26 protein-coding genes and 1 pseudogene are annotated in these 22,514 nt (G+C 38.9%); 23 read left to right on the forward strand and 4 right to left on the reverse strand.

Features of this window, described 5'->3' with window-relative positions; all coding sequences use genetic code 11:
* Positions 1-123: 123 nt before the first annotated feature.
* The 4 genes from IGJ01_RS04535 (at position 124) to IGJ01_RS04550 (ending at position 2,957) form a co-directional block, all read left to right on the forward strand.
* Complete coding sequence (locus IGJ01_RS04535) at positions 124-597, forward strand: DUF523 domain-containing protein (protein WP_016613840.1); 474 nt, start codon at positions 124-126, stop codon at positions 595-597.
* Positions 587-925, forward strand: coding sequence for a putative DNA-binding protein (locus IGJ01_RS04540; RefSeq protein ID WP_005228897.1), 339 nt, complete (start codon positions 587-589; stop codon positions 923-925). The genes IGJ01_RS04535 and IGJ01_RS04540 overlap by 11 nt, the downstream gene beginning before the upstream one ends.
* 14 nt (positions 926-939) lie before the next feature.
* The gene (ffh, locus tag IGJ01_RS04545; protein WP_005228902.1) at positions 940-2,358 is read left to right on the forward strand and encodes a signal recognition particle protein; all 1,419 of its coding nucleotides are present in this window, start codon (positions 940-942) and stop codon (positions 2,356-2,358) included.
* A 398-nt stretch (positions 2,359-2,756) separates the two neighbouring features.
* Complete coding sequence (locus IGJ01_RS04550; protein WP_008377398.1) at positions 2,757-2,957, forward strand: CsbD family protein; 201 nt, start codon at positions 2,757-2,759, stop codon at positions 2,955-2,957.
* 46 nt (positions 2,958-3,003) lie between these two features.
* Here the strand turns inward: IGJ01_RS04550 and IGJ01_RS04555 are convergent, their stop codons facing one another.
* From IGJ01_RS04555 to IGJ01_RS04565, 3 genes are read right to left on the reverse strand one after another with little or no spacing between them, the layout of a single operon-like run.
* Positions 3,004-4,164: an ABC transporter permease gene (locus IGJ01_RS04555; RefSeq protein WP_430601448.1), complete on the reverse strand. Its 1,161-nt coding sequence runs from the start codon at positions 4,162-4,164 to the stop codon at positions 3,004-3,006.
* Between the two features lie 12 nt (positions 4,165-4,176).
* Positions 4,177-5,058 (reverse strand): ABC transporter ATP-binding protein, encoded by an 882-nt coding sequence (locus IGJ01_RS04560; protein WP_005237238.1) that lies wholly within the window; start codon positions 5,056-5,058, stop codon positions 4,177-4,179.
* Positions 5,055-5,441 carry a GntR family transcriptional regulator gene (locus IGJ01_RS04565; protein WP_008377404.1) on the reverse strand — a complete coding sequence of 129 codons (387 nt, stop codon included), beginning with the start codon at positions 5,439-5,441 and terminating at the stop codon, positions 5,055-5,057. Before IGJ01_RS04565 ends, IGJ01_RS04560 begins: the two co-directional genes overlap by 4 nt.
* Before the next feature lie 100 nt (positions 5,442-5,541).
* On the opposite strand from IGJ01_RS04565, the gene IGJ01_RS04570 reads away from it, so the two are divergent.
* Together IGJ01_RS04570 and IGJ01_RS04575 are read left to right on the forward strand one after the other, a co-directional pair.
* Complete coding sequence (locus IGJ01_RS04570) at positions 5,542-6,120, forward strand: DNA-3-methyladenine glycosylase I (RefSeq protein WP_430601449.1); 579 nt, start codon at positions 5,542-5,544, stop codon at positions 6,118-6,120.
* 6 nt (positions 6,121-6,126) lie between these two features.
* A complete protein-coding gene (locus tag IGJ01_RS04575) occupies positions 6,127-6,660 on the forward strand; it encodes a dihydrofolate reductase family protein (RefSeq protein ID WP_005237235.1) in 534 nt (177 codons plus the stop codon).
* Between the two features lie 83 nt (positions 6,661-6,743).
* Here IGJ01_RS04575 and IGJ01_RS04580 read toward each other — a convergent pair whose 3' ends face one another.
* Positions 6,744-7,295 (reverse strand): NADPH-dependent FMN reductase, encoded by a 552-nt coding sequence (locus tag IGJ01_RS04580; RefSeq protein WP_016613846.1) that lies wholly within the window; start codon positions 7,293-7,295, stop codon positions 6,744-6,746.
* Positions 7,296-7,549: 254 nt separating this feature from the next.
* Here IGJ01_RS04580 and rpsP point away from each other — a divergent pair, with 254 nt between their 5' ends.
* From rpsP to IGJ01_RS04665, 17 genes and pseudogenes are all read left to right on the forward strand, one after another.
* A complete protein-coding gene (gene rpsP, locus IGJ01_RS04585) occupies positions 7,550-7,825 on the forward strand; it encodes a 30S ribosomal protein S16 (RefSeq protein ID WP_005228917.1) in 276 nt (91 codons plus the stop codon).
* A gap of 11 nt (positions 7,826-7,836) precedes the next feature.
* Entirely contained in the window at positions 7,837-8,082 is a 246-nt protein-coding gene (locus IGJ01_RS04590; protein ID WP_005228918.1) for a KH domain-containing protein, read from the forward strand.
* Positions 8,083-8,194: 112 nt separating this feature from the next.
* Positions 8,195-8,452, forward strand: coding sequence for a hypothetical protein (locus IGJ01_RS04595; protein WP_005228919.1), 258 nt, complete (start codon positions 8,195-8,197; stop codon positions 8,450-8,452).
* 87 nt (positions 8,453-8,539) lie between these two features.
* Positions 8,540-9,364 (forward strand): hypothetical protein, encoded by an 825-nt coding sequence (locus IGJ01_RS04600; RefSeq protein ID WP_244733299.1) that lies wholly within the window; start codon positions 8,540-8,542, stop codon positions 9,362-9,364.
* A 155-nt stretch (positions 9,365-9,519) separates the two neighbouring features.
* A complete protein-coding gene (gene rimM, locus IGJ01_RS04605; RefSeq protein ID WP_087664384.1) occupies positions 9,520-10,044 on the forward strand; it encodes a ribosome maturation factor RimM in 525 nt (174 codons plus the stop codon).
* Entirely contained in the window at positions 10,034-10,780 is a 747-nt protein-coding gene (gene trmD / locus IGJ01_RS04610; RefSeq protein ID WP_005237230.1) for a tRNA (guanosine(37)-N1)-methyltransferase TrmD, read from the forward strand. The genes rimM and trmD overlap by 11 nt, the downstream gene beginning before the upstream one ends.
* Before the next feature lie 166 nt (positions 10,781-10,946).
* Positions 10,947-11,294, forward strand: coding sequence for a 50S ribosomal protein L19 (gene rplS / locus IGJ01_RS04615; protein ID WP_002357176.1), 348 nt, complete (start codon positions 10,947-10,949; stop codon positions 11,292-11,294).
* Between the two features lie 360 nt (positions 11,295-11,654).
* Positions 11,655-12,326, forward strand: coding sequence for a hypothetical protein (locus IGJ01_RS04620; protein WP_430601450.1), 672 nt, complete (start codon positions 11,655-11,657; stop codon positions 12,324-12,326).
* Between the two features lie 235 nt (positions 12,327-12,561).
* Positions 12,562-12,771, forward strand: coding sequence for a replication initiator protein A (locus IGJ01_RS04625; RefSeq protein WP_430601451.1), 210 nt, complete (start codon positions 12,562-12,564; stop codon positions 12,769-12,771).
* A 96-nt stretch (positions 12,772-12,867) separates the two neighbouring features.
* The gene (locus IGJ01_RS04630; protein WP_430601452.1) at positions 12,868-13,155 is read left to right on the forward strand and encodes a replication initiator protein A; all 288 of its coding nucleotides are present in this window, start codon (positions 12,868-12,870) and stop codon (positions 13,153-13,155) included.
* A 313-nt stretch (positions 13,156-13,468) separates the two neighbouring features.
* On the forward strand, positions 13,469-14,905 hold the full coding sequence (locus IGJ01_RS04635) for an IS1182 family transposase (protein WP_196044744.1): 1,437 nt from the start codon (positions 13,469-13,471) through the stop codon (positions 14,903-14,905).
* Positions 14,906-15,046: 141 nt separating this feature from the next.
* A complete protein-coding gene (locus tag IGJ01_RS04640) occupies positions 15,047-18,064 on the forward strand; it encodes a SpaA isopeptide-forming pilin-related protein (protein ID WP_430601453.1) in 3,018 nt (1,005 codons plus the stop codon).
* A gap of 63 nt (positions 18,065-18,127) precedes the next feature.
* Positions 18,128-19,591: a glucosaminidase domain-containing protein gene (locus tag IGJ01_RS04645; RefSeq protein ID WP_430601454.1), complete on the forward strand. Its 1,464-nt coding sequence runs from the start codon at positions 18,128-18,130 to the stop codon at positions 19,589-19,591.
* 525 nt (positions 19,592-20,116) lie between these two features.
* Positions 20,117-20,437 (forward strand): annotated as a pseudogene (locus IGJ01_RS04650) (DUF805 domain-containing protein); the annotation flags it as partial.
* A complete protein-coding gene (locus tag IGJ01_RS04655) occupies positions 20,434-20,703 on the forward strand; it encodes a hypothetical protein (protein WP_430601455.1) in 270 nt (89 codons plus the stop codon). The pseudogene IGJ01_RS04650 and the gene IGJ01_RS04655, both read left to right, overlap by 4 nt.
* A gap of 32 nt (positions 20,704-20,735) precedes the next feature.
* Positions 20,736-21,623 carry a hypothetical protein gene (locus IGJ01_RS04660; RefSeq protein ID WP_430601456.1) on the forward strand — a complete coding sequence of 296 codons (888 nt, stop codon included), beginning with the start codon at positions 20,736-20,738 and terminating at the stop codon, positions 21,621-21,623.
* A gap of 21 nt (positions 21,624-21,644) precedes the next feature.
* Complete coding sequence (locus IGJ01_RS04665) at positions 21,645-22,508, forward strand: LPXTG cell wall anchor domain-containing protein (RefSeq protein ID WP_430601457.1); 864 nt, start codon at positions 21,645-21,647, stop codon at positions 22,506-22,508.
* Positions 22,509-22,514: the final 6 nt, after the last annotated feature.

A 22,514-nucleotide genomic window follows, 5' to 3' on the forward strand; every position in this document is an offset into this window, starting at 1 on the left:
AAGAAACGATTAAATTTCAACGAACAAGTCCTATTTTAGCATGAATAGACAATTGGTACTATTGCAACCACTAAATAAATGCTATAATAAAGGACGATTTCATAGGAAAGCTGAGGGTGCTATATGATCGGAATCAGTGCGTGTCTAGGCGGTGTACTTTGCCGTTATGATGGAAAACACCAAGCAGTGCCACCATTGATCGAACTGGTAAGAGCAGGTCAAGCAATGATGGTTTGTCCAGAAGTTCTTGGCGGCTTGCCGATCCCACGGGAACCGGCCGAAATCGTTGGTGGCGATGGGGTGGACGTTTGGGCGCAACGAGCGAAGGTCGTCACCATCTCAGGGGAAGACGTGACCGAACAGTTTACTACCGGCGCGAAAATTGCTTATCAAAAATTACAAGAGCAAGGCATCACTCAACTGATCCTAAAAGAGAAAAGTCCCTCTTGTGGCAGTCAGATGATTTATGATGGCAATTTTACTGGAATCAAAAGAACAGGGATCGGTGTCGCTTGTGCGTATTTTCGGCAACAAGGCATGACTGTTTTGTCCGATGTCGAATGGCTTGCAAAACAGGAGGAAGCAAATGGAAATTGAAAAGACCAATCGCATGAATGCGTTGTTTGAGTTTTATTCCACGTTATTGACAGAAAAACAGATGAATTACATGGAATTGTATTACGCAGATGATTTTTCTCTAGGAGAAATCGCTGAAGAGTATCAAGTAAGCCGTCAAGCAGTCTATGACAACATCAAACGCACCGAACGTATTTTAGAAGACTATGAAAAAAAACTACATATGTTTTCGGACTATATCATGCGGGAAGACTTGCTGGATCAGCTAAGCGAGTATACGAAAACTCACTATCCAAAAGACGAAACCTTACAGGGGTTTATTCAACAGCTCCAAGAAATTGAAGAATAAAGGAATGAAAAAAAATGGCATTTGAAAGTTTAACTGAACGCCTCCAGCAGGCAATGAGCAAACTGCGCAGAAAAGGAAAAGTATCTGAAGCAGATGTAAAAGAAATGATGCGTGAGATTCGTCTAGCTTTATTAGAAGCCGACGTCAATCTGCAAGTTGTGAAAGAGTTTACCAAAAATGTCCGTGAACGGGCAGTTGGGGTAGAAGTATTAGAAAGCTTATCTCCAGCGCAACAGATCGTTAAAATCGTTGACGAAGAATTAACCAAAACGTTAGGATCAGAAACAGTTGGGATTGAAAAATCACCAAAGATCCCAACGATTATCATGATGGCTGGTCTGCAAGGGGCAGGGAAAACCACCTTTGCTGGGAAATTAGCCAATCACTTGATCAAAACCGAAAACGCACGTCCATTAATGATTGCCGGTGACGTGTACCGTCCAGCCGCGATCGACCAATTGAAAGTATTAGGTCAGCAATTGGATGTACCTGTTTTCGATATGGGAACTGATGTCAGTCCAGTTGAAATCGTACGCCAAGGATTGGCTTTGGCTCGGGAAAAGAAAAATGACTATGTCTTGATCGATACAGCAGGTCGTTTGCATATCGATGAAAACTTGATGGAAGAGCTAAAACAAATCAAGGACTTGGCACAGCCAAATGAAATTTTACTGGTAGTGGATGCGATGACAGGACAAGATGCTGTCAACGTGGCGGAAAGCTTCAATCAACAATTGGGGATCACAGGGGTAGTCATCACCAAACTAGATGGCGATACACGTGGCGGTGCGGCATTGTCAATTCGTCAAGTTACAGGCGCTCCAATCAAGTTCACTGGTACCGGTGAAAAATTGACCGACCTTGAAGTATTCCATCCAGATCGGATGTCTAGTCGGATTCTCGGTATGGGTGATATGCTGACTTTGATCGAAAAAGCACAGCAAGATTACGACGAGAAAAAAGCAGAAGAACTTGCTCAAAAAATGAAGGAAAACTCCTTCGACTTCAATGACTTTGTTGAACAGATCGATCAAGTCATGGGCATGGGCCCAATTGAAGATCTTTTGAAAATGATTCCGGGAATGAGCCAAATGCCTGGCATCGAGAACGTCAAAGTTGATCCAAAACAAATTGCCCGTCAAAAAGCCATGGTTTATTCCATGACACCAGCAGAACGTGAAAATCCTGATTTGTTAAATCCAAGCCGTCGTCGCCGGATTGCCGCCGGTTCTGGCAACAGTGTCGTCGAAGTCAACCGCATGATCAAACAATTTAAAGAATCCCGCAAAATGATGCAGCAAATGAGCAAAGGGAATATGAACATTCCTGGCATGGATCAAATGTTTGGCGGCGGTGTCAAAGGGAAACTTGGAAAAATGGCCATGAATCGTATGGTCAAAAAACAAAAGAAGAAAAAGAAAAAACGCAAATAATCGTTTAACACTGATAGGAACTAAGAACCGAACCTTCTCTTAGGGTACAATTAAAAAAAACATGACCTGAAAAGACACCAAATCGAGAAGCTGTACCTCCTGATTCTAGCAGCTGCAGCTCCTCAGATTGCCTTCTTTCAGGTCATGGTTTTTTTATGTTCACAGTGTCCTCTTTAAATGAACTCCTTCAAAGAACATCAAATAGAACATCTAAAGAACATCCCTTTTTATAGAGAAAGCCAGCTTTCTACTGAATATCCTAAATCGTCCAAGAGTCAAAAATAGCGAAGAACTATCGTTGCGGACAACTCAAAGGATAAGATAGAAGCAGAACATTCGTGCTTTCTGGCAAATGATGCTACTATTAATTTATAGCAAGTATGAAAGGAGTTTTTACGATGACAAACAAAGATCGCATTGAAGGAAAAGTAACCGAAACAAAAGGGAAACTTACAGGAGATGACTCCGAGGAGTTAAAAGGGAAAACCCAAAATAAATATGGGAAAGCCAAAGATAAGGTTGAAGATTTCGCGGATGATGTTTCTCGCAAAGTAAATGACTTCTTTGACAAAAAAGACGACGACAAACCTAAACATTAAACATAAAAGCGTCCCGGCAACAATTTCTTGTTGTAGGGACGCTTTTTTAAATATTGCTGACCTGTTTGTTTTTTCGCTTGTACCACCAATTCATCAGTGCTTTAGGATAGACAAGCAATAAACTGATGAATAAGCAAGCAACCAGCAACAAGCCAAGCCGAAGGGTGATGTTCCAAAGACTGACATCATACCCCTCATAGAGATCACGGTAATAAATTTCTAGCGGGTAATAAGAAATCATGGATAGATAGAACCAGGTTCCCAAAGAAAGCAGCCAATAAACCGGGGCGCGCAATTTAGGGATCGTTAAATAATCACCGTCATTTTCTAAAGAAATTTTCGAGAACACTTTTTCGGCAGCAAGAATCAGCAAGCCGCTCAAACCGAGGTAAAGGAGCAGTAGCCACCAAGGATAGACATATCCTTGCGGCCAATCGATCCACGTTTGAAAAGGAAGCAGAAAATCCCCATGACCAAGAAACACAAAACTAAAAAACTCGCGGGCACATTGGAAAAAGCTATACCCCATTGTTCCTAGAGAAAGAGTGAAGAACACCGACAGCACGCCAGTAAACAGATTCCCCAGTAAAACGCCCGACAAGATGCCGACAGCAAATACGAGTAGATTCGTTGCCAAAGTACTAAGGGCGGAAAGCAGCACGTCTTGAAGCGGCACAGCGAGATAGCGAGCCGGGATCATTGTGTATTCGATCAGGATATGACCTAACAGGCCCAACACTAAACAAGCGGTCAAGGGTAAGCCGATAAAAAGCAGTTTCTTGCGAAAGACGTGCTTTCTGCTAAAGGGTAAAGCAAATAAAAAGCGATTGAAATTGGTGCGGCCATCGACAAAAAAGGACAAAAAGCCCCAAATAAACAGGAAGACAATCACAAATTGATTCATGGTGGTCATATACGGGCGATTGTAATAAAAATCATCTGAGTACTCTTTGTTGATTGTCAATACCGCATCGCGGTACTCTGCTGCCGAATCAAAGTAAACCGGGGTTTCACCGTTGTAGCTTTTGACATAGTATTCTCGATTTTCGTTAAAATCTTTGATAAATTCCTCAGATGCCAAATAACGTTCTTGCTGGTGCCAAGAATTTTGTGATTGCCAGCCAGCACTAAGATACATGAAGAGCACGACAAAACAAAAACCGATCAACAGCTTACCGTAGCGTTCTTTAAATATATTGCTTAACATCGTTTTCCACCTCTATCCTTCCACCAATGCTTCTTGTCGTAAATTTGCTTCAAACAGATCTTCCAAAGTCAAAGGTAATTCTTCGAAAACCAAAGGATCAAGTTGCTGGATCTCAGCCGCCAGCTCCTCTGTGTAATTGTCAAACAAAGCAGTCAAGACTCGACCTTGTTTTTGAATCAGCTTGGAGTGCTGCTTGATAAGGGGAGGAATCTGTTTGCTGCGAAAGACGAGTTGGAGTTTGCGAGATTGTTCGCGAATCGTTTCCAAACGGTAGTCTCCTTCAATCGTTTTCCCTTTGATCAACAAGGCACGATCAATAATATGTTCTAATTCATTTAGATTATGAGAAGCGATTAAGGCGGTACGATTCGACTCGCTGAGGCTTTCCAGCAATAATCCAATCACTTTTTTACGGACGATCACATCAAGCCCATCAAAAGGTTCGTCTAACAGTAAAAACGTCGCATTTGAGGCGATCGCAAGAATCATTTTATAAAGACCTTGCATACCTTTTGACATCCGTCGGTAGGAAAGCGTCAGAGGAAGACCGTGACTTTGCATCAATTCTAAGTAAAGATTCTGATCGAAATTTGGATAAGCAAGCCGATAAAATTGATTGAGCTTTTTCAAAGAGTAGGCCGAAAGAAAGTTTTCTTTTTCATCAATATAAAAAAGTTGTTCTTTTAATTGCGGATGCTGATCCAGGCGTTGGTTATCGATGGAAATCTCCCCATCATCTAGTAAATAATGCCCAGCAATCGTCCGAAACAACGTGGTTTTCCCAGAACCATTGCGGCCGATTAATCCTACGAGCTCTCCTTTTTCCAAAGAGAAGTTCACGTTTTCTAAGACAATTGTTTGTTCCATTTTCTTGGTCACATGCTCGATCTTCACTGTGGATCGCCTCCTAACTCTTGTTCAAAGCCATTCATCCAATCGCTCAGCTCACGCATGCTGATCTGTAAATGGCGTGCTTCGATCACCAATTCTTTCAAACGTTCTTTCACTTGTAAGATCCGAATCTCATCGCGTGGCAGATCCTCAGTAACTTTCACAAAGGTGCCTTTTCCTTTGATGGTGACAAGTACTTGCTCATTTTCCAATACTTTGTAGGCTTTGCTGACGGTATTTGGATTCATCAACAGGCGCTTGGCCATTTCACGAACCGAAGGTACTTGGTCTCCGGCGGTTAGAACACCGTTCAGAATATCTTCTTTGATACTTAAAACCAATTGCTCATAGTAAGGTTTGCTGCTGGCTTTGTTAATGCGAACCACAAAATCAGCTCCTTTCATTTATGTGTACTAGTATACGTAGTACACTGGTGGAAGTAAAGTCATTTATGATAAAATAAACAAAAAGGAGCTGATGAGGACAATGGAGCGATGTGAATGGGCCAACAGTACACCAGCAATGCAGGAGTATCATGATACGGTATGGGGAAAACCTGAGTATGAGGATCAGCAGTTGTTTCGAAAACTGGTGTTAGATATGAATCAAGCAGGATTGAGCTGGCAAACGATTTTAAACAAGATGGCGAATTTCGATGCAGCATACGATCAGTTTAATATCATAAAAGTAGCGAACTATACGGAAGAAAAAGTGGAAGAACTGATGATGAATCCAGGCATCATCCGCAATCGGCGAAAGATTGAAGCAGCGATCATCAATGCCCAAGAAGTTTTAAAAATCCAGCAAGAATACGGCAGTTTCTCCGCATTCTTGTGGCGATATGTCGATCATCAGCCAGTCATCAATGAATTTCAGCAGCAATCCGATGTACCGACCCATTCGGAAATCTCCGATCAGCTAGCAAAAGACTTGAAAAAGCGAGGCTTTAAATTTGTCGGAACGACAACTATTTACGCGTTTATGGAAGCGGTCGGCATGGTTAATGATCACTTAGTCACTTGTGTTTGTCGAAGGTCAGAAGCAATCGTAAAAATAAAGGAGTGAGCCTAATTGGGAAAAGTGGTATTTTATGGTGCAATCAGCCTCGATGGCTATTTAGCAGGTATGGAGGATCAACTGGACTGGCTGTTTCAAACTGATACCGGTGTTGCAACGACCTATGAAGCATTTTTTGCAACCATCGACGCGACCGTGATGGGAAGAAAGACCTATCAAGAAGCAAAAAAACTGATGGATGATGGACTGCTATATCCTGAAAAGACCAACTATGTTTTTTCTCGTACCCGAAAAGAGCCGCTGCCGGATGCAACCCTAGTGTCAACGGATCCAGTTGCATTTGTTTCAGCATTAAAACAAGAGGAAAACGTATGGGTAGTAGGTGGGGGTTCCTTATTAAAACCATTGCTGGAAGCTGATTTGATCGATGAATGGTTTATTCAAATCGCGCCGGTGTTTTTAGGAGAGGGCAAGCGACTGTTTGAACCGGGGGATTATGCGAGACGTTTGACGTTTGTTGAAACAAAACAGATGGGGGAACTGACAGAACTTCATTTTGTCCGAAAGTCTGTGTCAGGCAGCGAGTAAAAAGCGCAAACGATTATTCTTCACAGTAAAAAGACCAAGAAACTCAGTGCCGAGTTTCTTGGTCTTTTTGTTTGGATTCTTAATTAGTTGAATCGTTGAAAGAGTTCAATATATTTTGCAATGATCGTTTCAAAGAAGCTTACTGTATCTGGGTTGATTTCGTTGTTTTCATCAATCAAGTTGGTGATTCCACCGATATAGGCTTCTGGTTGTTGTAGAGTAGGCATATCCAAAAAGACTAATGATTGACGTAGGTGATGGTTTGCACCAAACCCAGCGATCGCTCCTGGAGAAACGCTGACAACCAAAGCTGGTTTGCCACCCCAACTGCTAGCACCGTAAGGACGAGAACCAACATCTAATGCATTTTTTAATGCTGCAGGAACAGAACGATTGTATTCTGGTGTAAAGAAGAAGACCCCGTCAACGGCGCTTAATGCTTCCCGAAATGCTGTCCATTCAGCAGGAACTTTTCCTTCAACTTCCAAATCTTCATTGTAAAAAGGCAAGTTGCCGATTTCGATGAAAGATGCTTCAAAACCTTCTGGTAATAATGATGCGAATTTTTTCGCTACGAGTTTATTAAATGATCCTTCCCGTAAACTGCCGACGATAAAACCAATTTTTTTTGTCATGTAAATTTCCTCCTTGTTGTTTTCTACTCATTAAGCTTACCAAAAGTAAGTGGATGGTGCAAATAAAACGATTTGACTTTAAAAAGTTTCTCTATTACTAATGATACGCGTCCTGATTCATTCTGGCAAAAGATAACCATGCTTAGAAAATAAGAAAGAAGAAACTTTTTTTAGCTGTAAAGAAAAAACTCTTTACACCATCGAAAAAACCTGTTAAACTAGCTCTTGTGATTAAATCAATGGAGGTGTAAATAATGGCAGTAAAAATTCGTTTAAAACGCATGGGTTCTAAAAAGAAACCTTTTTACCGTATCGTCGTAGCAGATTCACGTTCTCCTCGTGACGGACGTTTCATCGAAACAGTTGGTACTTACAATCCTTTACTAGACCCAGCTGAAGTGACAATCAAAGAAGATTTAGTTCTTGATTGGTTATCTAAAGGTGCGCAACCTTCAGATACAGTTCGTAACATCCTTTCTAAAGAAGGCGTTATGAAAAAACACCACGAAGCAAAATTCACTAAGAAATAAGGTGACTTTGGATGAAAGATTTGCAAGAATTAGTCTTAACGATCGTTTCACCACTTGTTACCAAACCTGAGGATATCAAGCTTGAGCTGGTAGAGTCAGATGATTTCTTGGAATATAATCTTACTGTGGCACCAGAGGATATTGGTCGTATCATCGGTAAACAAGGTCGGGTTGCCAAAGCAATTCGAACAATCGTTTACAGTGTACGGACAAATGGACCAAAAAAAGTTCGTTTGAATATCATTGATGGTAAATAAGCAAGAATGAAAAGCATTTCTCTTTGAGGAATGCTTTTTTTGTAAAATTCATGCTTAAGATGGAGGACAAAAAAAGGTGGTTTTGAGATAATCAAAAGGAGGAGGTGCTTGTATGTCTCAACTAATCGCATGGATTGTCGTTCTTTTGATCCTCGTCTTTATTTATAAAATTGGTTCTTTTCTTTGGCGAACGCTAGGGATCTTGTTGTTGCTCTTTTTAATTTGGGTCTATCGTGAGGAGATCATGACGCAATTGAACCAATGGACACAAAACTTTCGTTGGGGCGACCTATCGACGATCGCCAATCAAGTTTGGCAATGGATCAAGGATGGCTTTCAATCACTGCAAAATTGGGTGACAAATCTTTAAAAAATCAACAAAAAAAATGACAGACAATCTGACTTGTTTGTCATTTTTTTTATTGAGGGGTATTCTTTGTATAAGGAGGGGAGCATCATGAAAAAAGAACTAGGATTATTCGTTACGCTGCTGACGATGGGCGCCTTAGCTGGCTGCAATAATCAACAGGAACCAGAAACCAGTCAAGCCAGTAGTGCCGAAACAACAGCGACGAGTATGGTGGAAAGTACCCAAACGCAAGCAAGTAGTCAATCAGAAACCAGTCAATCAAGTACGTCTTCTAGTCAGGCGGCTTCTAGGGATTCTTCAAACACGAATAGTACTGCAGATATCTACGCTCAAATACAAGCGGCATTCCCTGATCTTGTCTTGCCCAAGGACATTCCACTTGCTTCAGGTAAAGTGTTGAATGCAGCCACAGCCGGCAGTCAAGCCGATGCCTCAATTCTTTATTATGGACTTGATCAGCAGTTGCCTCTCAATGACAAGGCTTTGAACGAGGAAACACCGATTGCTGCTTTTCAATCAAAAGACTATCAATCAGCGGATGAAGCTGCTGCAGCGGTCAATGTAACAGCTGATGATGGCGGACAAGCCGTTGATCTCGGATATGGCATTACTGGGCATATGCAAGGAGCTGCTGGCTCCAGTTATTTGAGCTGGCAAGAAGGAAATTGGTCATTGACTGTTCGAGCAGTCAATCAAGAGGAACAAGATCCAGTTCCGGTTGCCAAAGAAGTGGTAGCGTATCTGGAAGAAGCTATGCTCCCAGCGCCTGAGGTCGGTCAAATCACCATCGATATGGGAAAAAATGACTATACAGCAACTACCGTGGTCTGGCAACAAGAAAAGACCCTTCGAACGGTGCAACATCAAGATGCACGTTCAGCATTGAAAATGGCCGTTTCTATGAATCAATAAGGTTCATATTAGGACAATGCCCCTTTGATCAAGCGTCGAAGGGGCATTTTTCGCGCGATGATTTTGAGGAAAACATGGGGCGCTAGGAAACGGCTAGAATTCGCTACTTTGCTATGCTAAAATAGAACAGAAGTTAGAAGAAATGGGGAACGAACGTGACAGAATATTTAAACGTAGGAAAAATCGTCAATACACATGGAATCCGTGGAGAAGTACGTGTGATATCACAAACGGATTTTCCAGAAGAACGCTACCGTAAAGGGGCCGAATTGACACTTTTTCGTGAAAATAAAGAGCCAATAACATTGATTGTTTCAGGTCATCGCAAACACAAAAACTTTGATTTAGTGACGTTTGAGGGCTATCCCAATATTAACGATGTTGAACCGTTTCGTAACGGCATTTTAAAAGTTACCAAGGATGATTTGGTGAATTTAGCAGAAAATGAGTTTTACTACCATGAAATTATTGGTCTGGAAGTCGTCGAAGAAGATGGCACAATCATTGGTAAAGTCAAAGAGATCCTTTCACCAGGTGCCAATGACGTTTGGGTCGTTCAACGAAAAGGGAAGAAGGATGCCTTGATTCCTTATATCGAGTCGGTTGTCCACACGATCGATCTTGAAAATGGTCAGGTCACTGTGGAAATCCCAGAGGGGTTGTTAGACGATGAGAATTGATGTATTGACACTATTTCCGCGAATGTTCGAAGGTCCTCTAGGAGAATCAATCATTGGCAAAGCAAGGGAAAAGGGACTGTTAGAAATCAACGTCTCAAATTTCCGTGACTATTCCGACAACAAACATCAAACAGTGGATGACTATCCTTATGGTGGCGGAGCAGGAATGTTATTAAAAGTCCAACCTGTCTATGACAATATCAAAGCGATCGAAGAAGCAGCACCAGAAACGAAGAAACGCGTGATCCTTTTAGACCCAGCGGGGAAACCTTTTGATCAAAAGATGGCAGAAGAATTTTCTACCGAAGAGCACCTCGTCTTCATTTGTGGTCATTATGAAGGATATGATGAACGAATCCGTTCATTGGTCACTGATGAAGTGTCACTGGGAGATTACGTCTTGACTGGCGGCGAATTGGGTGCAATGGTCATGATCGATGCGACGGTCAGACTATTACCAGAAGTTTTAGGCAATCAAACCTCCGCACAAACCGATTCTCATTCCACTGGTTTATTAGAACATCCGCAATATACACGCCCAGCAGAGTTTAAAGGCATGAAAGTACCAGAAGTTTTGATGAATGGCAATCATAAATTGATCGAGCAGTGGCAATTAAAAGAATCATTGCGCCGCACCTTTCAGCGCCGACCTGATATGCTAGAAAATTATCCGTTGACGGAAGAAATGCAGAAGCTTTTAAAAGAAATTGAAGAAGAAGCGAAAGCTGGCAACTAAAATAGTGCCAGTTTTTTTGATATTCTGCGCGATGACAAGAAAATTCTCTTTACAGCCTGTGGTCGACTGTGGTAAGATGTTTCAGTGAGTGTAAACTCAACTATTACGATGTTCCGCTGGAGCTTTCATGCTTTAAGAATGTTTGGGAATAAGGAGAATGATAAACATGAATCCATTGATTCAAGAACTAACTCAAGAACAATTACGTACGGACATCCCAGCTTTCCGTCCTGGGGACACTGTTCGCGTTCACGCGAAAGTTGTCGAAGGAACTCGCGAACGTATCCAGTTATTTGAAGGTGTTGTCATCAAACGCCGCGGTGCTGGTATCAGCGAAACTTATACAGTTCGTAAAGTATCAAACGGTGTAGGTGTTGAACGTACCTTCCCATTGCACACACCACGTGTTGCACAAATCGAAGTTGTTCGTTACGGTAAAGTACGTCGTGCAAAATTGTACTACTTACGTGCATTACACGGAAAAGCAGCTCGTATCAAAGAAATTAGAAGATAAACACGGAAAACTTCCTTGGAAATCTGAAATTTGTGAAAAGTCCTTGTATATCAAGGACTTTTTCTTTTTTCTCTATCATAATTTTAAGCTGTTTTGGATGGTTTTTTCTAATATTGTCCTAAATTGCCCTGAATTGTCCCATTTTGACTATCATTATCGTCATAATAGGGCAAATCTTTGTAGTCATTTTGACGACAAATTTAATACGAAAAATACCAAAACATTTACCGAAATTAGCAATTTTTGAACCCGAGTTGCTAAAAAGGTCTACTTTTTTAGAAAAAGGCAAAACATGTACTTTTCTGCTAAAAAGGTAATATGATGGGATTCTATTTAAATAATTTTAGGAGTTTTTTAGTAATGAAAAATGATAAACGTATTATTTGGAAGAATCAAAGTGATTTAAAACTGATTTTAACAATTAGCCAATTTATTGAAAAACATGAGATTAAATCTAGTCGGCAATATCAAAAAAAATTATCTGAATATCCTAATTCAGCTCCGAGTATGTGGTTTATTATCAATAAATATGGTTCTTGGAAGAATTTGTTGAATAGCATTGGTGCAGAAACTATTGGATATGGAAAATGGGCTAAAATGCAAACAGATGATTTAATAAAAGTAGCTCAAATATTTATTAAATCAGAAAAAATACAATCACAACGTGCATATGAAAAAAAATCGGTTGGAAAAGATGTTCCCTGTTTAAGTACTTTAAAGAATAGACTGGGAGATATTTGTTTTCTTTTTAAAAAGAAAGAAAACAAAGGGTTAACAAATTTTGAAATACTATTTGAGCTTAGAAATGAAATAATTAAACTCAATATGCAAGATGATTTATCTATGACAAAATTTCAGAGTAATTCAAAATCAAAACGCCTTCCTTCTGTGTATACAATTATGAGACGTACTAATAAAACGTGGGAAGAACTGATGAGTGAAATTGGATTTGATTATAAACAGATTAAATTGAAAAAACAGCGAAATAATTTAGTATGTGGATCAAAAAAAAGATTGGCCAGATATGAATAATAATTCATTATTTCTGATTAAGTGATTTGCTGGTGCTCAAATTGTTTAGTGATAAAATTGAAACTGAATAATAGTAAAGAACTCTGCGTAATTCGATTTATGCAGAGTTTTTTTGCGCGTTTTTCTAGGAGGAAAAAAATATGTAAAAAAATAAATTTCGCGCAACAGATGTGCTGACACAAGAAACTTTTCATATGCCAAAATTATTTTTGTAAATTCGTTGAAATATTACGCGATGTCTGCGCAAGCAAAATATGCTTATAGCTTACTGAATGAGTATTTAGAAGAATCCTTAATTGAAAAACGGATTGATGAAAAGAAACATGTCTATATTTTTTATACTAATCAAGATTTAGCAATTTTACTCAATGTATCTGAAGAAGAAATTGAAGAAATCAGAAATGAATTAAAAGATTACGACATACTGACAGTTGAATTCGGTTGAATTTATCTAAAAGAATTGATCGCTACAATGGAAGTTGTTCATAGCTATCAATACCAAAATTCTTTCTTAATTCATGGGCAAGATGAGGTGTAAAAGATGGTTACAAAGAGATTTACCGCAACTCGTAAATACAATGAATTATACTATCAATTTCCAAAGGTATTTATTACAAGCGATAAATATCGTTCGTTGTCTGATAAAGCGAAAATTGCATTTATGGTTTTTCGGTCACGTTTAGATTTAGCCTTTCAACGAAATCAAGTAGACAGTCAAATACAACGACGCCAACAACACCAGCTGGAGATCAAACAGGAACAACTGGTGACACAACAACGCCAAGTACACCAGAAAACAATAGTGGCACAACGACACCTGAAGAGCTAACAATAGTCGCAGGTGAAGTTGGAAATAGCGGTATGATCTTTGATACTGTAGAGAAGCAACTGCTTGGGGAAATGCTCAATTAGATGATCCTAACAGTGAATGGTTAGCTCAAGGCTATACATGTTTTGTTGGGGGGCCAATTATTTATAGTGACGGAACAACAAAATATACAGTTGATTTTTATTAAAAATGTAGATAGAGAAGAAGGCTAGAATTAATAATTCTAGCTCAGACTGTAGACAAAGTACTAGTTTTTAGTGCTTTGTCTTTTTTTATCCGTTAAAATAAGAGTATCAATTGGAGGTGTATCCAGATGCTCTCAAAACAAGATATGAGTAAACGCGCACAAATCGGTTTCTTTTCTCTTGAAGACTTGGTCCCACAGGACCATTTATTGCGGCAAATAGATCAATGTATTGATTTCTCCTTTATTTATGAATTGGTTAAAGAGAAATACGATGAAATCCAGGGACGTCCTAGCTTGGATCCTATTCTTCTAATTAAATTACCAATGATTCAATATCTATTTGGTATTAAAAGTATGAGACAAACAATAAAAGAAATAGAAGTGAATATCGCTTATCGCTGGTTTTTAGGTTTGAGTTTAGAAGATCCTGTTCCTCATTTTTCAACATTTGGTAAAAACTATACGCGACGGTTCAAAGGAACAGATCTCTTTGAAAAAATTTTTTATGAAATTCTAGAACAATGTATTGCTGAAGGTATCGTAGATACTTCGGAAGTATTTATTGATAGTACGCATATTAAAGCACATGCGAATCGTAACAAAAAAGAATCTGTCGAAGTAATGGAACAAGCTGTTTTTTATACAGATAAGCTGACAAAAGAAATCACCAAGAATCGAGAAAAACATTTAAAAAAGCCTTTAAAAGAAACAAACGCAGAAAGTAAAACCTCCTTGAAAAAAAGAAGTACGACTGATCCTGAAAGTGGTTGGTTTCACAAAGGTGAACACAAAGAAGTTTTTGCCTATAGCTCACAAGTGGCGTGTGATAAACATGGATGGATATTAGGTTATACTACACACCCAGGGAACTTTCATGACAGTCGTACGTTTGTTTCTTTGTTTAACAAGCTCAAAGGAGCTTTTCCCCTAGAAAAATTGATTATGGATGCTGGGTATAAGACACCAGCAATTGCACAATTACTACTCGAACATAAATTGACCCCAATTTTCCCATATAAACGTCCGATGACTAAAAAAGGCTATTTCAAGAAACATGAATATGTTTATGACGATTATTATAATTGTTATATCTGTCCCAATAATAAAATACTCTCTTATACCACTACCAATCGTAAAGGATATATCGAATACAAAAGCAATCCAAAGGATTGTAAAAATTGTCCTTTCTTATCTAAGTGTACCAACTCAAAAAATCATACCAAAGTAATCACTAGACATATTTGGGCTGAAGCTTTAGAAACCTGTGAAGAGATACGCCATCAAAGTTGGTTCAAAGAACTTTATAAAAAGAGAAAAGAAACCATTGAACGAATTTTTGGGACAGCAAAAGAATTTCACGGATTACGTTATACCAATCAAATAGGAATTGAAAAAATGCACATGAAAATTGGGCTTACTTTTGCGTGTCTTAATATGAAAAAGCTAGCAAAAATAAAAAGGATCAGAGCGCAAAAGAGGCGTTTTCCAAAAGGAAAACTGCCTAATCTATCGATTATTCATAGAATATTACATAGAAAAAAGACAAACCTCATATTTGTATAAGGTTTGTCTACAGTCTGGGCTAGAATTAATAATTCTAGCTTTTTTTGTTCAAGGAGGATAAAAATGTTAAATAAATGTCGAAGTCCATAAGAAATTATCTAAGTGAAACAGAAAGAATAAAACGAAAGGAACGAAAAAAATATGTTTAAAAGAGTATTAACCTGGTTGGCAATTTTCGTTACATTTCTCAACCCCTTGTTAGGAACTGTAACGGCATTTTCAAAAACAATAAATGAACCAAATTCTACTGAAGAAGTAATGAAGACTGAAGAATCACAAAGTAGTGAAGAAACGATCAGTACTGAAACCACAAGTGAAACAACAGAAGAGCCAACTACGCAGGAGGCGACAGAAGATGTTTCTCCTCCCAATGTAATGACTCAAGAGGTCCCTGAAGATTATGAGAAATACTTCATAACCGTTGAAGATATTCAAAATGCGACTTCTTTTTCTGAACAAGAACGATTGGCACAAGAATCTGAAGAATGGCAAGCAATCTTGGAAAAGAATGCACAGACGCGTGCTACCAATCTAACGTTGACTGAAAATGGTCGTAGAGATATCAATATGACTCGAATTACTCCAGAGGGAACCATGTATACTCATGATTACATGGTTCGCTGGCAAATTGATGGGGAAGATGTCTTCTGTATTCAAGAAGGTACGCTGACTTCTGTTGGTATAAATTATGATGTTTCTGATCTTAACACCATTATTTCAAATCCGAACATGCGTAAAAAGTTGGCGTATATCGGATATTTGGGATATTATTCTCAACCGACAATGGACAATTATGTTTTAACTCAAATGATGGTCTGGGATGTAATAGGTGGTTCATTTGTCAATTATGGTACAGTAGGAGAAAGTACTTTTAATACCTTTTCTCAAAATATAAATAGTAGAATGAATGAACTAACAGAAGTCCCTTCATTTCATAATCAGACAGTTACAGTAAAAGTTGGTGAAGAAGTAGAAATAAAAGATACAAAAGGGCATTTTAATGCTTGGGTAGGTGCAGTAACTGTAAATACTGCCAATGTTCAAGTAAGAAAATCAGGAAATAGTTTGTTTATTAAAGCAAATAATAATTCAAACGATGGAATGGTAAGAGTAAGTCCTTTCAAAGCAGATGATAGAGGAATAGGCGCTGCTTATGCTTATGTTAACCCGCAAGCGCAAACTTTAGGACGTTTATATATTCCCGATCCTAATAGAGCTCAGCTAAACATTAAAGTGCTAAAAAATGGCGACTTCAAGCTAAACAAACTAGACGCTGTCACAGGGGAAAAAGTCCCTAATGTAACATATGAAATTAAACGCCATGATACGGGACAAACTAAACAATATACAACGGATGCCAAAGGGGAAATCGCCTTAAAAGATATCCCTGCATTCTATGAAAAAGAGGGGAAGTACGTTCAAAATAAATTGGACGTCAAAGAAGTCAAAGCACCAGCTGGGTATATTCTAGACAAACAAACTCATACGATAACGATCGAACCAAACAAAGAAGTGATGTTAACCGCAAAAAATGACTTACAACAGTTCATTCCAGAAGGAAAGAAAGTCAAAGAAGTGTATAATGCGGAAGAATCCTGGAATCAAGGCAAACCTGTTTATGATACCGTTCCTGCAGAAAATATCGAATTTGACATTATCGCCAAAACAGATATTACTGCGCCAGATAAAGAAACAGTCCTTGTGAAAAAAGGAGAAGTCTTGGATTCAGTAAAAACTGACAAAGACGGACGCTGGAAAGCAAACAAAAAATTCTACAATGGCGATCAAAACAAATACCAATTGATCGAAAAGAATGTGCCAGACAATTACCGTCAACCTTCTGAAGAACAAACCACGTTCTCTGTGGCCTATGGCGATAACACGACGCCTGTGCTTACGTTTGAATTAGATGTGATTGACAACTTGTTAAAAACGGGTGAAGTAGACTTTAATAAAGTCGATTCGATCAATCATTTACAACTGCCAGGAGCGAAATTCCTAATTGAAGGCATGACTGCGCATAATAAAGACGTGTCCTTTGTGTATGAAACCAAAGAAGAACCAGAAAAACTAAAATTACCAGATGGCACGTATAAATTTACGGAAATTGTGTTCCCTGATAACTATGGTCAAGCTTCAGGACAAGCAGAAACGATTTTAGTAACGGTCAAAGACGGAGAAGTACAACCAATTACTGTGAAAAACGAAGAAATCGTGGTTCCAGAAGAAGACCAACCAGAAATTTCTACTTTGTTTATGACAACGACAGGTGGAAAAGATTTCAACCCGAAAAAAGACCAAGAATTAGTGGATAAAGTGTCCCAAGTATTCCCTAAATCTGCGGTTGGGACAGAGAAATATTGGGTGACGCAATTCCATAAAATTACTGCTGATGGAAAAGTCACTGTATTAGATACAGTAAAAGAAACACGAAAAGTGACCGATGAAAAAGAAACATTTGATGTGACGTTCAACTACAAAGCAGACATGGTTTCAGACGGTGACACGATTGTCGCAACTCACATTGTCTATAACGACAAAGAAGAGGAAGAAGAATTCGCTCGTCATTTTGATTTAACGAATAAAGATCAAACAGTGACTGCGAAAGAACCAAAAATCGAAACACGCTTTGTTACAGTGAATGGCGACCAAACATTTGATCCAGACAAAGGCCAAGAGTTGATCGATCATGTATCGCAAGAATTTCCAGAATCTACGGTAGGGGAAACCAAATACTGGGTGACGCAATTCCATAAGATTGATAAAAATGGAAAAGATATAGTCGTTGGTACGGTAGAAACTGCACGTAAAGTTTCTAAAGCGTCTGAAGAGTTTAAAGTATCCTTTGACTACAAAGCAGGCACGTTAAAAGACGGGGAGAAATTGGTCGCAACTCATATTGTCTATAAGGATAAAGACCATAAAGAGGAAGAAGCACGTCACTTTGATTTGAAGAATGAAAAACAAACATTGACAGCAAAAGGTGTACAAAAAGAAACGCCGACAACACCTGTCAAACAAACGCCGACGAGTACACCAAAACAAAGCTTACCAAAAACAGGAGAAACAGTGAACGATGCGTTAATTGCATTGGGACTGTTTCTTTTTGTGGGTGTGGGGGCTGCTCTGGTTCGTCGTAAAATGAAACAAAGCAATTAAAGAATCACTAGAGACAGCAATCAGCTGTCTCTAGATGATTGATTCGAGAATGGAGGCAATCTTGTGAAGAAAACGAGTAAATGTTTATCTGCTCTGTTATTGCTAAGTCAAGTGTTCGGCTATACGCCAACGGTTTTGGCTAATGAACAGAACAACAATCAACCGACAAATTCGCAATCTGCAACGATCACCGAAGAAAATACAACAAGTTCCACTGTAGAAGAAAATCAACCAGAAACACCGACTGAAGATACAATAGATACACCAGATAATCCAGAAACGGACGTTCCACCAACCGGTTCTGAAGAACAACCAGAAACACCGAATCAACCGGACAAACCAGAAGACAATCAAAAACCTGAGGAGGAACCTTCAGAAGAACCAAATGAGCACCCTTCTGATGAAAGCGCACAGACTCCTCAAAAACCAAGTACAGAAATAGAAGTGGAACAGCCAACAAAAATGGAACGCCTACAAAAGGCACCTGAACAGAGTGTGACTGCACCTATGAATGAAGTACCACAGGCACAACCAACCGTTTCAGAAGAGGCAAAAAACTATCATCAAGCACCAAGCGCACCGATACAAGAATTAGTCCCTTCTAGCATACAAGATACCGAAGGGAAGATTCATTTTGAAAAAGACGCGTCTGTAGAAACGTTTATCCGTAAAATCGGTGAATCTGCTCGTAAAATTGGTCAAGAAAATGATTTATATGCTTCTGTCATGATTGCCCAAGCGATTTTAGAATCAGCTAGTGGTCAAAGCAAGTTAGCCCAAGCACCCAATTATAATTTGTTTGGGATTAAAGGCACACATAATGGAAAAGGCGTCTCTTTTGCGACACAAGAAGATTTAGGCAATGGGACACTTTATACGACCCAAGCAACCTTTCGGCAGTATGAGAGCTACGAAGAAAGCTTGAAAGACTATGCCAAACTGTTAAAAGAAGGGTTAGTTGGAAATACCTCTTTTTATGATGGTGTTTGGAAAAGTAAGGCAAAAACTTATCAGGAAGCGACTAAATTTTTAACAGGAAGATACGCCACAGATACCCAGTATGACAAAAAATTAAATGGGCTGATAGAAACGTATGAGTTAACGACGTTTGATAAAGAAGTGGTTGGACCAACACTCGCAAAAGAAGGCTATATGGTGCCTTTAAAAAATTATTCAATTTCTAGTTCCTTCGGTTGGCGAGGAGAAGAATTCCACAGAGGGTTAGACATGGCAGCTAATCAAGGAGAACCAATCGTTGCGAGCAAGGCAGGAACGGTCATAGAAGCTTCGTATCATGTTTTATCAGGAAACTATGTCACGATTGAACATGAAGACGGAAGTGTTGCCCTTTATGCCCACCAACAGGAATATTGTGTGAACGTAGGACAAACAGTTGAACAAGGACAAATTATTGGTTATGTGGGTTCAACAGGAAATAGTACGGGTCCGCATTTGCATTTAGAACTTGCCTTAGATCGTAGTTTAGCGAAAGACAAATTAATCAACCCAGAAACAGTCTTATTCTAAAGAATAAGGCTGTTTTTGATAAGGAGTGGTATAGAAAATGTGGTTACTTTTTAAATATTTGATATATTTGTATCTCTCATTTTCGTTTTTTAATTTGAAATCTCGTACCTATCTAGAACGTAGTTTATTAAATATAGTGTTAGGAATATTTTTTATCGCTTGGGTCTTCATTGACTTATTTCTTTACTCAAACGATTTTTATTTTATTTATAAAGAATTTAAAAATCAGTAATTGATTGGAGAGTTAACATATTTCGTACAAAAAGGCAAAGTATGCACATGAGATCTATCATGTTTATACTTTGCCTTTTTAAGGTGAAATGTATGGAAAGGAGGAATAGATTTTGTCATTTGTAAGTGGATTTCTAGCTGGTGGTGTACTGGCAACCTTTTTTATGGCAAGTTTCATTGTCAGCAAAACAGAAGAAACTAGAATCGAAAATAAACAGTAGAAAGGACAAAGATATGATCACAAATTATAAAAAATTTTGGAAGAATAGCTTTAATTAAAAAGAGAAAGCCACAAGAAAAGAGTATTGGCTCGTTGCGTTAATGAATGCCCTCATTGGGTTTGGCTTAGGCATAGTGATTGGACTAGCAGGAGCGTTGAATGCTTCTGAAATAATGCTTGTTAGTTTGATAGGCGTATTGATTGTGTATTGTTTAGTAGTTCTTGTCCCGTCTCTTTCTCTAAGCGTTCGACGGTTACGAGACGCAGGGTTTCATTGGGCATTTATTTTTTTCTATTTTGTCCCAACGATTGGCTCTCTTGTGTTACTGGTTCTTTATTGCTTACCGACAAAAGAGTCAATAGAAGATAAACAGGTACAGGAGGAAACCAGATGATTATAGTAACAGGAATTGTTTTATTAGGGATTGGCGTTTTATTTGGCTATCATTTAGCCTATTTTCCAAAGATTGGAGAATGGCAACAAAGACAAGCGATCCAAAAATATTTTCAAGTCAAAGGCAACGAATATACCTATTATGCTGAAGATGAGGATAGCTATATCGTCAGTTTGAACAATCAAGAATATCGGGTGAAGTTTTCTTTAAATAACCCTATTCAAGTGGTATATGCGGTAGAAGTGGTGGAAGAAGTGTTTGACTAATGATGATGATTCGATTTAGAGAAGTTGATAACATGTCTTTACTAACAGATAAAAAAATTGCATTAGATAAGGCATTTATTCAATTGAAAAGAGAAAATGAAGAGCTATTGGCACGAGCGGAAATTGGCTGGTGTACCTTGGAAATCTACATAGAAAACCATGAAATTCCTGTATTTGAAGGCTCGTATGATTTTCCAGTAGAAGAGTTTCATTTGATTTCATTAATTGAACAATCTTTAACAGAAAATGGGCAATTAAGTGAAGAAGCACAAACCTTTATTCAAACCTTAAATTCCGAATTACCGAAGTTTTATCAAGTAAAGAAAGACCAAAAGAACGAACGTCGACCAACAAAAATCAAAAAGGAAAAGAAAACACCACCTTCTGTAGAAACAGCGTTTACACAGAGCAACGGCTCTCTTCAGAAGAAAAAAATGTCTTTTCAATGGCTTTTGTTTGGATTTATCGTCGTTGTATCTTGTGGTCTTTTTATTATGCAACTTTCAACGCAAAGAGAGCTTGAACAACTAACGAAAAAAGAACACCAACTACAAGAACGCATTGCATTTGCGGAAGAACTCGCTGCGAGACAACCACAAATTGATACGTTTAGTCGTTATTTCATTACGAATTATTATTCGGGTGAAATGGAAGAAGAACGGTATAGGAAAAAGCTTCAATCGTTTCTAGCGGAAAAAGTTGCGAAACAAATCAGTCCTCAAAAGGAAAAAGTCAAAAGTATTTTATCCTGGGAAATGAAGAAAGAAGCCAAGCATTGGCAAATTGCGTATATCGTTACATTGGAAACAGAGAAAAAGACACAAGAAACAAAAAAAGTGTCCTTTCAATTAGAAGAACAGGGAAAAAATTATCTAGTTTCCACTCTTCCCGAACTAGATGATTTTGAAATAAATCAATAAGAAAGAAAAGAGGAAAAACACATGAAAAAAATGATTTTAGGAAGCTTATTTAGTGCAACTGTATTGCTAGGTATGGTAGGAACAAGTGTCTATGCAGATACTACGTCACCAGGAGATCCGACCGTTCCACCGACAGAAATTATTCCACCAACAGAAGAAACACCTGAAGTTCCTGAAGAACCTGTTTTACCGCCGACAGATGGAGGGGAAGAAACGCCCGAAGTTCCAGAAACTCCTGAAACTCCAGAGATTCCACCAACAGAAGAAAATCCAGATACTGGTGGAGGAACAGAAACGCCTGAAGTACCAGAAAATCCAGATAATGGCGGAGGGGAAGAAACACCTGAAGTTCCACCTGTTGAGGAAACCCCAGGAAATGGTGGCAACACGGAGACACCAGAAAAGCCGTCGAATCCAGGAGGCAATGAAGGAACAACAACACCTCCTACGACACCACCTATCAATAATGGGGGGACGAACACTACGCCTCCAGTACAGGACGTCGTAGTGAAACCAGATGGAAGTATTGGCAACCAACAAACAGGTGGACAAAATGTTCAAATTGAAACAAATAATGCGTCTGAATTAACCCATATTCCAACACCAAGTACACCAATTGAAACAGCTTCAGGAGAAAAAATTGTTTCCGTCGTTGATGGTGTCGCTTATAAAGAATCAGAAAATGGCTTGACGCCCATTTCAGACAAGGTCGAACAACTTCCAAGCGGAAATATTGCGGTGAAAGGGTCCGATGGCAAAATGAAAGTATTGCCTAAGACTGGCGAAGAAGTGTCTATCGTTGTGACAGCACTTGGTGGATTATTGGCTTCAGGCAGCTGTTTTGCTTTTTGGCGCAAGAGAAAAGCAAAACAAAAAATGAACTAAGCGAAT

This window comes from Enterococcus sp. AZ089 (assembly GCF_050547225.1).
Taxonomy (GTDB): domain Bacteria; phylum Bacillota; class Bacilli; order Lactobacillales; family Enterococcaceae; genus Enterococcus_D; species Enterococcus_D entomosocium.

Bases quoted from the DNA above. Each gene is read 5' to 3' on its own strand.
- rplS (WP_002357176.1), top strand. From the start codon at position 10,947: ATGAATCCATTGATTCAAGAACTAACTCAAGAACAATTACGTACGGAC.
- trmD (WP_005237230.1), top strand. From the start codon at position 10,034: ATGAGAATTGATGTATTGACACTATTTCCGCGAATGTTCGAAGGTCCT.
- IGJ01_RS04600 (WP_244733299.1), top strand. From the start codon at position 8,540: ATGAAAAAAGAACTAGGATTATTCGTTACGCTGCTGACGATGGGCGCC.
- IGJ01_RS04550 (WP_008377398.1), top strand. From the start codon at position 2,757: ATGACAAACAAAGATCGCATTGAAGGAAAAGTAACCGAAACAAAAGGG.
- IGJ01_RS04620 (WP_430601450.1), top strand. From the start codon at position 11,655: ATGAAAAATGATAAACGTATTATTTGGAAGAATCAAAGTGATTTAAAA.
- IGJ01_RS04630 (WP_430601452.1), top strand. From the start codon at position 12,868: ATGGTTACAAAGAGATTTACCGCAACTCGTAAATACAATGAATTATAC.
- IGJ01_RS04590 (WP_005228918.1), top strand. From the start codon at position 7,837: ATGAAAGATTTGCAAGAATTAGTCTTAACGATCGTTTCACCACTTGTT.
- IGJ01_RS04555 (WP_430601448.1), bottom strand. From the start codon at position 4,164: ATGTTAAGCAATATATTTAAAGAACGCTACGGTAAGCTGTTGATCGGT.
- IGJ01_RS04655 (WP_430601455.1), top strand. From the start codon at position 20,434: ATGATTATAGTAACAGGAATTGTTTTATTAGGGATTGGCGTTTTATTT.
- IGJ01_RS04635 (WP_196044744.1), top strand. From the start codon at position 13,469: ATGCTCTCAAAACAAGATATGAGTAAACGCGCACAAATCGGTTTCTTT.
- IGJ01_RS04540 (WP_005228897.1), top strand. From the start codon at position 587: ATGGAAATTGAAAAGACCAATCGCATGAATGCGTTGTTTGAGTTTTAT.
- ffh (WP_005228902.1), top strand. From the start codon at position 940: ATGGCATTTGAAAGTTTAACTGAACGCCTCCAGCAGGCAATGAGCAAA.
- rpsP (WP_005228917.1), top strand. From the start codon at position 7,550: ATGGCAGTAAAAATTCGTTTAAAACGCATGGGTTCTAAAAAGAAACCT.
- IGJ01_RS04660 (WP_430601456.1), top strand. From the start codon at position 20,736: ATGTCTTTACTAACAGATAAAAAAATTGCATTAGATAAGGCATTTATT.
- IGJ01_RS04640 (WP_430601453.1), top strand. From the start codon at position 15,047: ATGTTTAAAAGAGTATTAACCTGGTTGGCAATTTTCGTTACATTTCTC.
- IGJ01_RS04535 (WP_016613840.1), top strand. From the start codon at position 124: ATGATCGGAATCAGTGCGTGTCTAGGCGGTGTACTTTGCCGTTATGAT.
- IGJ01_RS04570 (WP_430601449.1), top strand. From the start codon at position 5,542: ATGGAGCGATGTGAATGGGCCAACAGTACACCAGCAATGCAGGAGTAT.
- IGJ01_RS04595 (WP_005228919.1), top strand. From the start codon at position 8,195: ATGTCTCAACTAATCGCATGGATTGTCGTTCTTTTGATCCTCGTCTTT.
- IGJ01_RS04580 (WP_016613846.1), bottom strand. From the start codon at position 7,295: ATGACAAAAAAAATTGGTTTTATCGTCGGCAGTTTACGGGAAGGATCA.
- IGJ01_RS04625 (WP_430601451.1), top strand. From the start codon at position 12,562: ATGTCTGCGCAAGCAAAATATGCTTATAGCTTACTGAATGAGTATTTA.
- IGJ01_RS04665 (WP_430601457.1), top strand. From the start codon at position 21,645: ATGAAAAAAATGATTTTAGGAAGCTTATTTAGTGCAACTGTATTGCTA.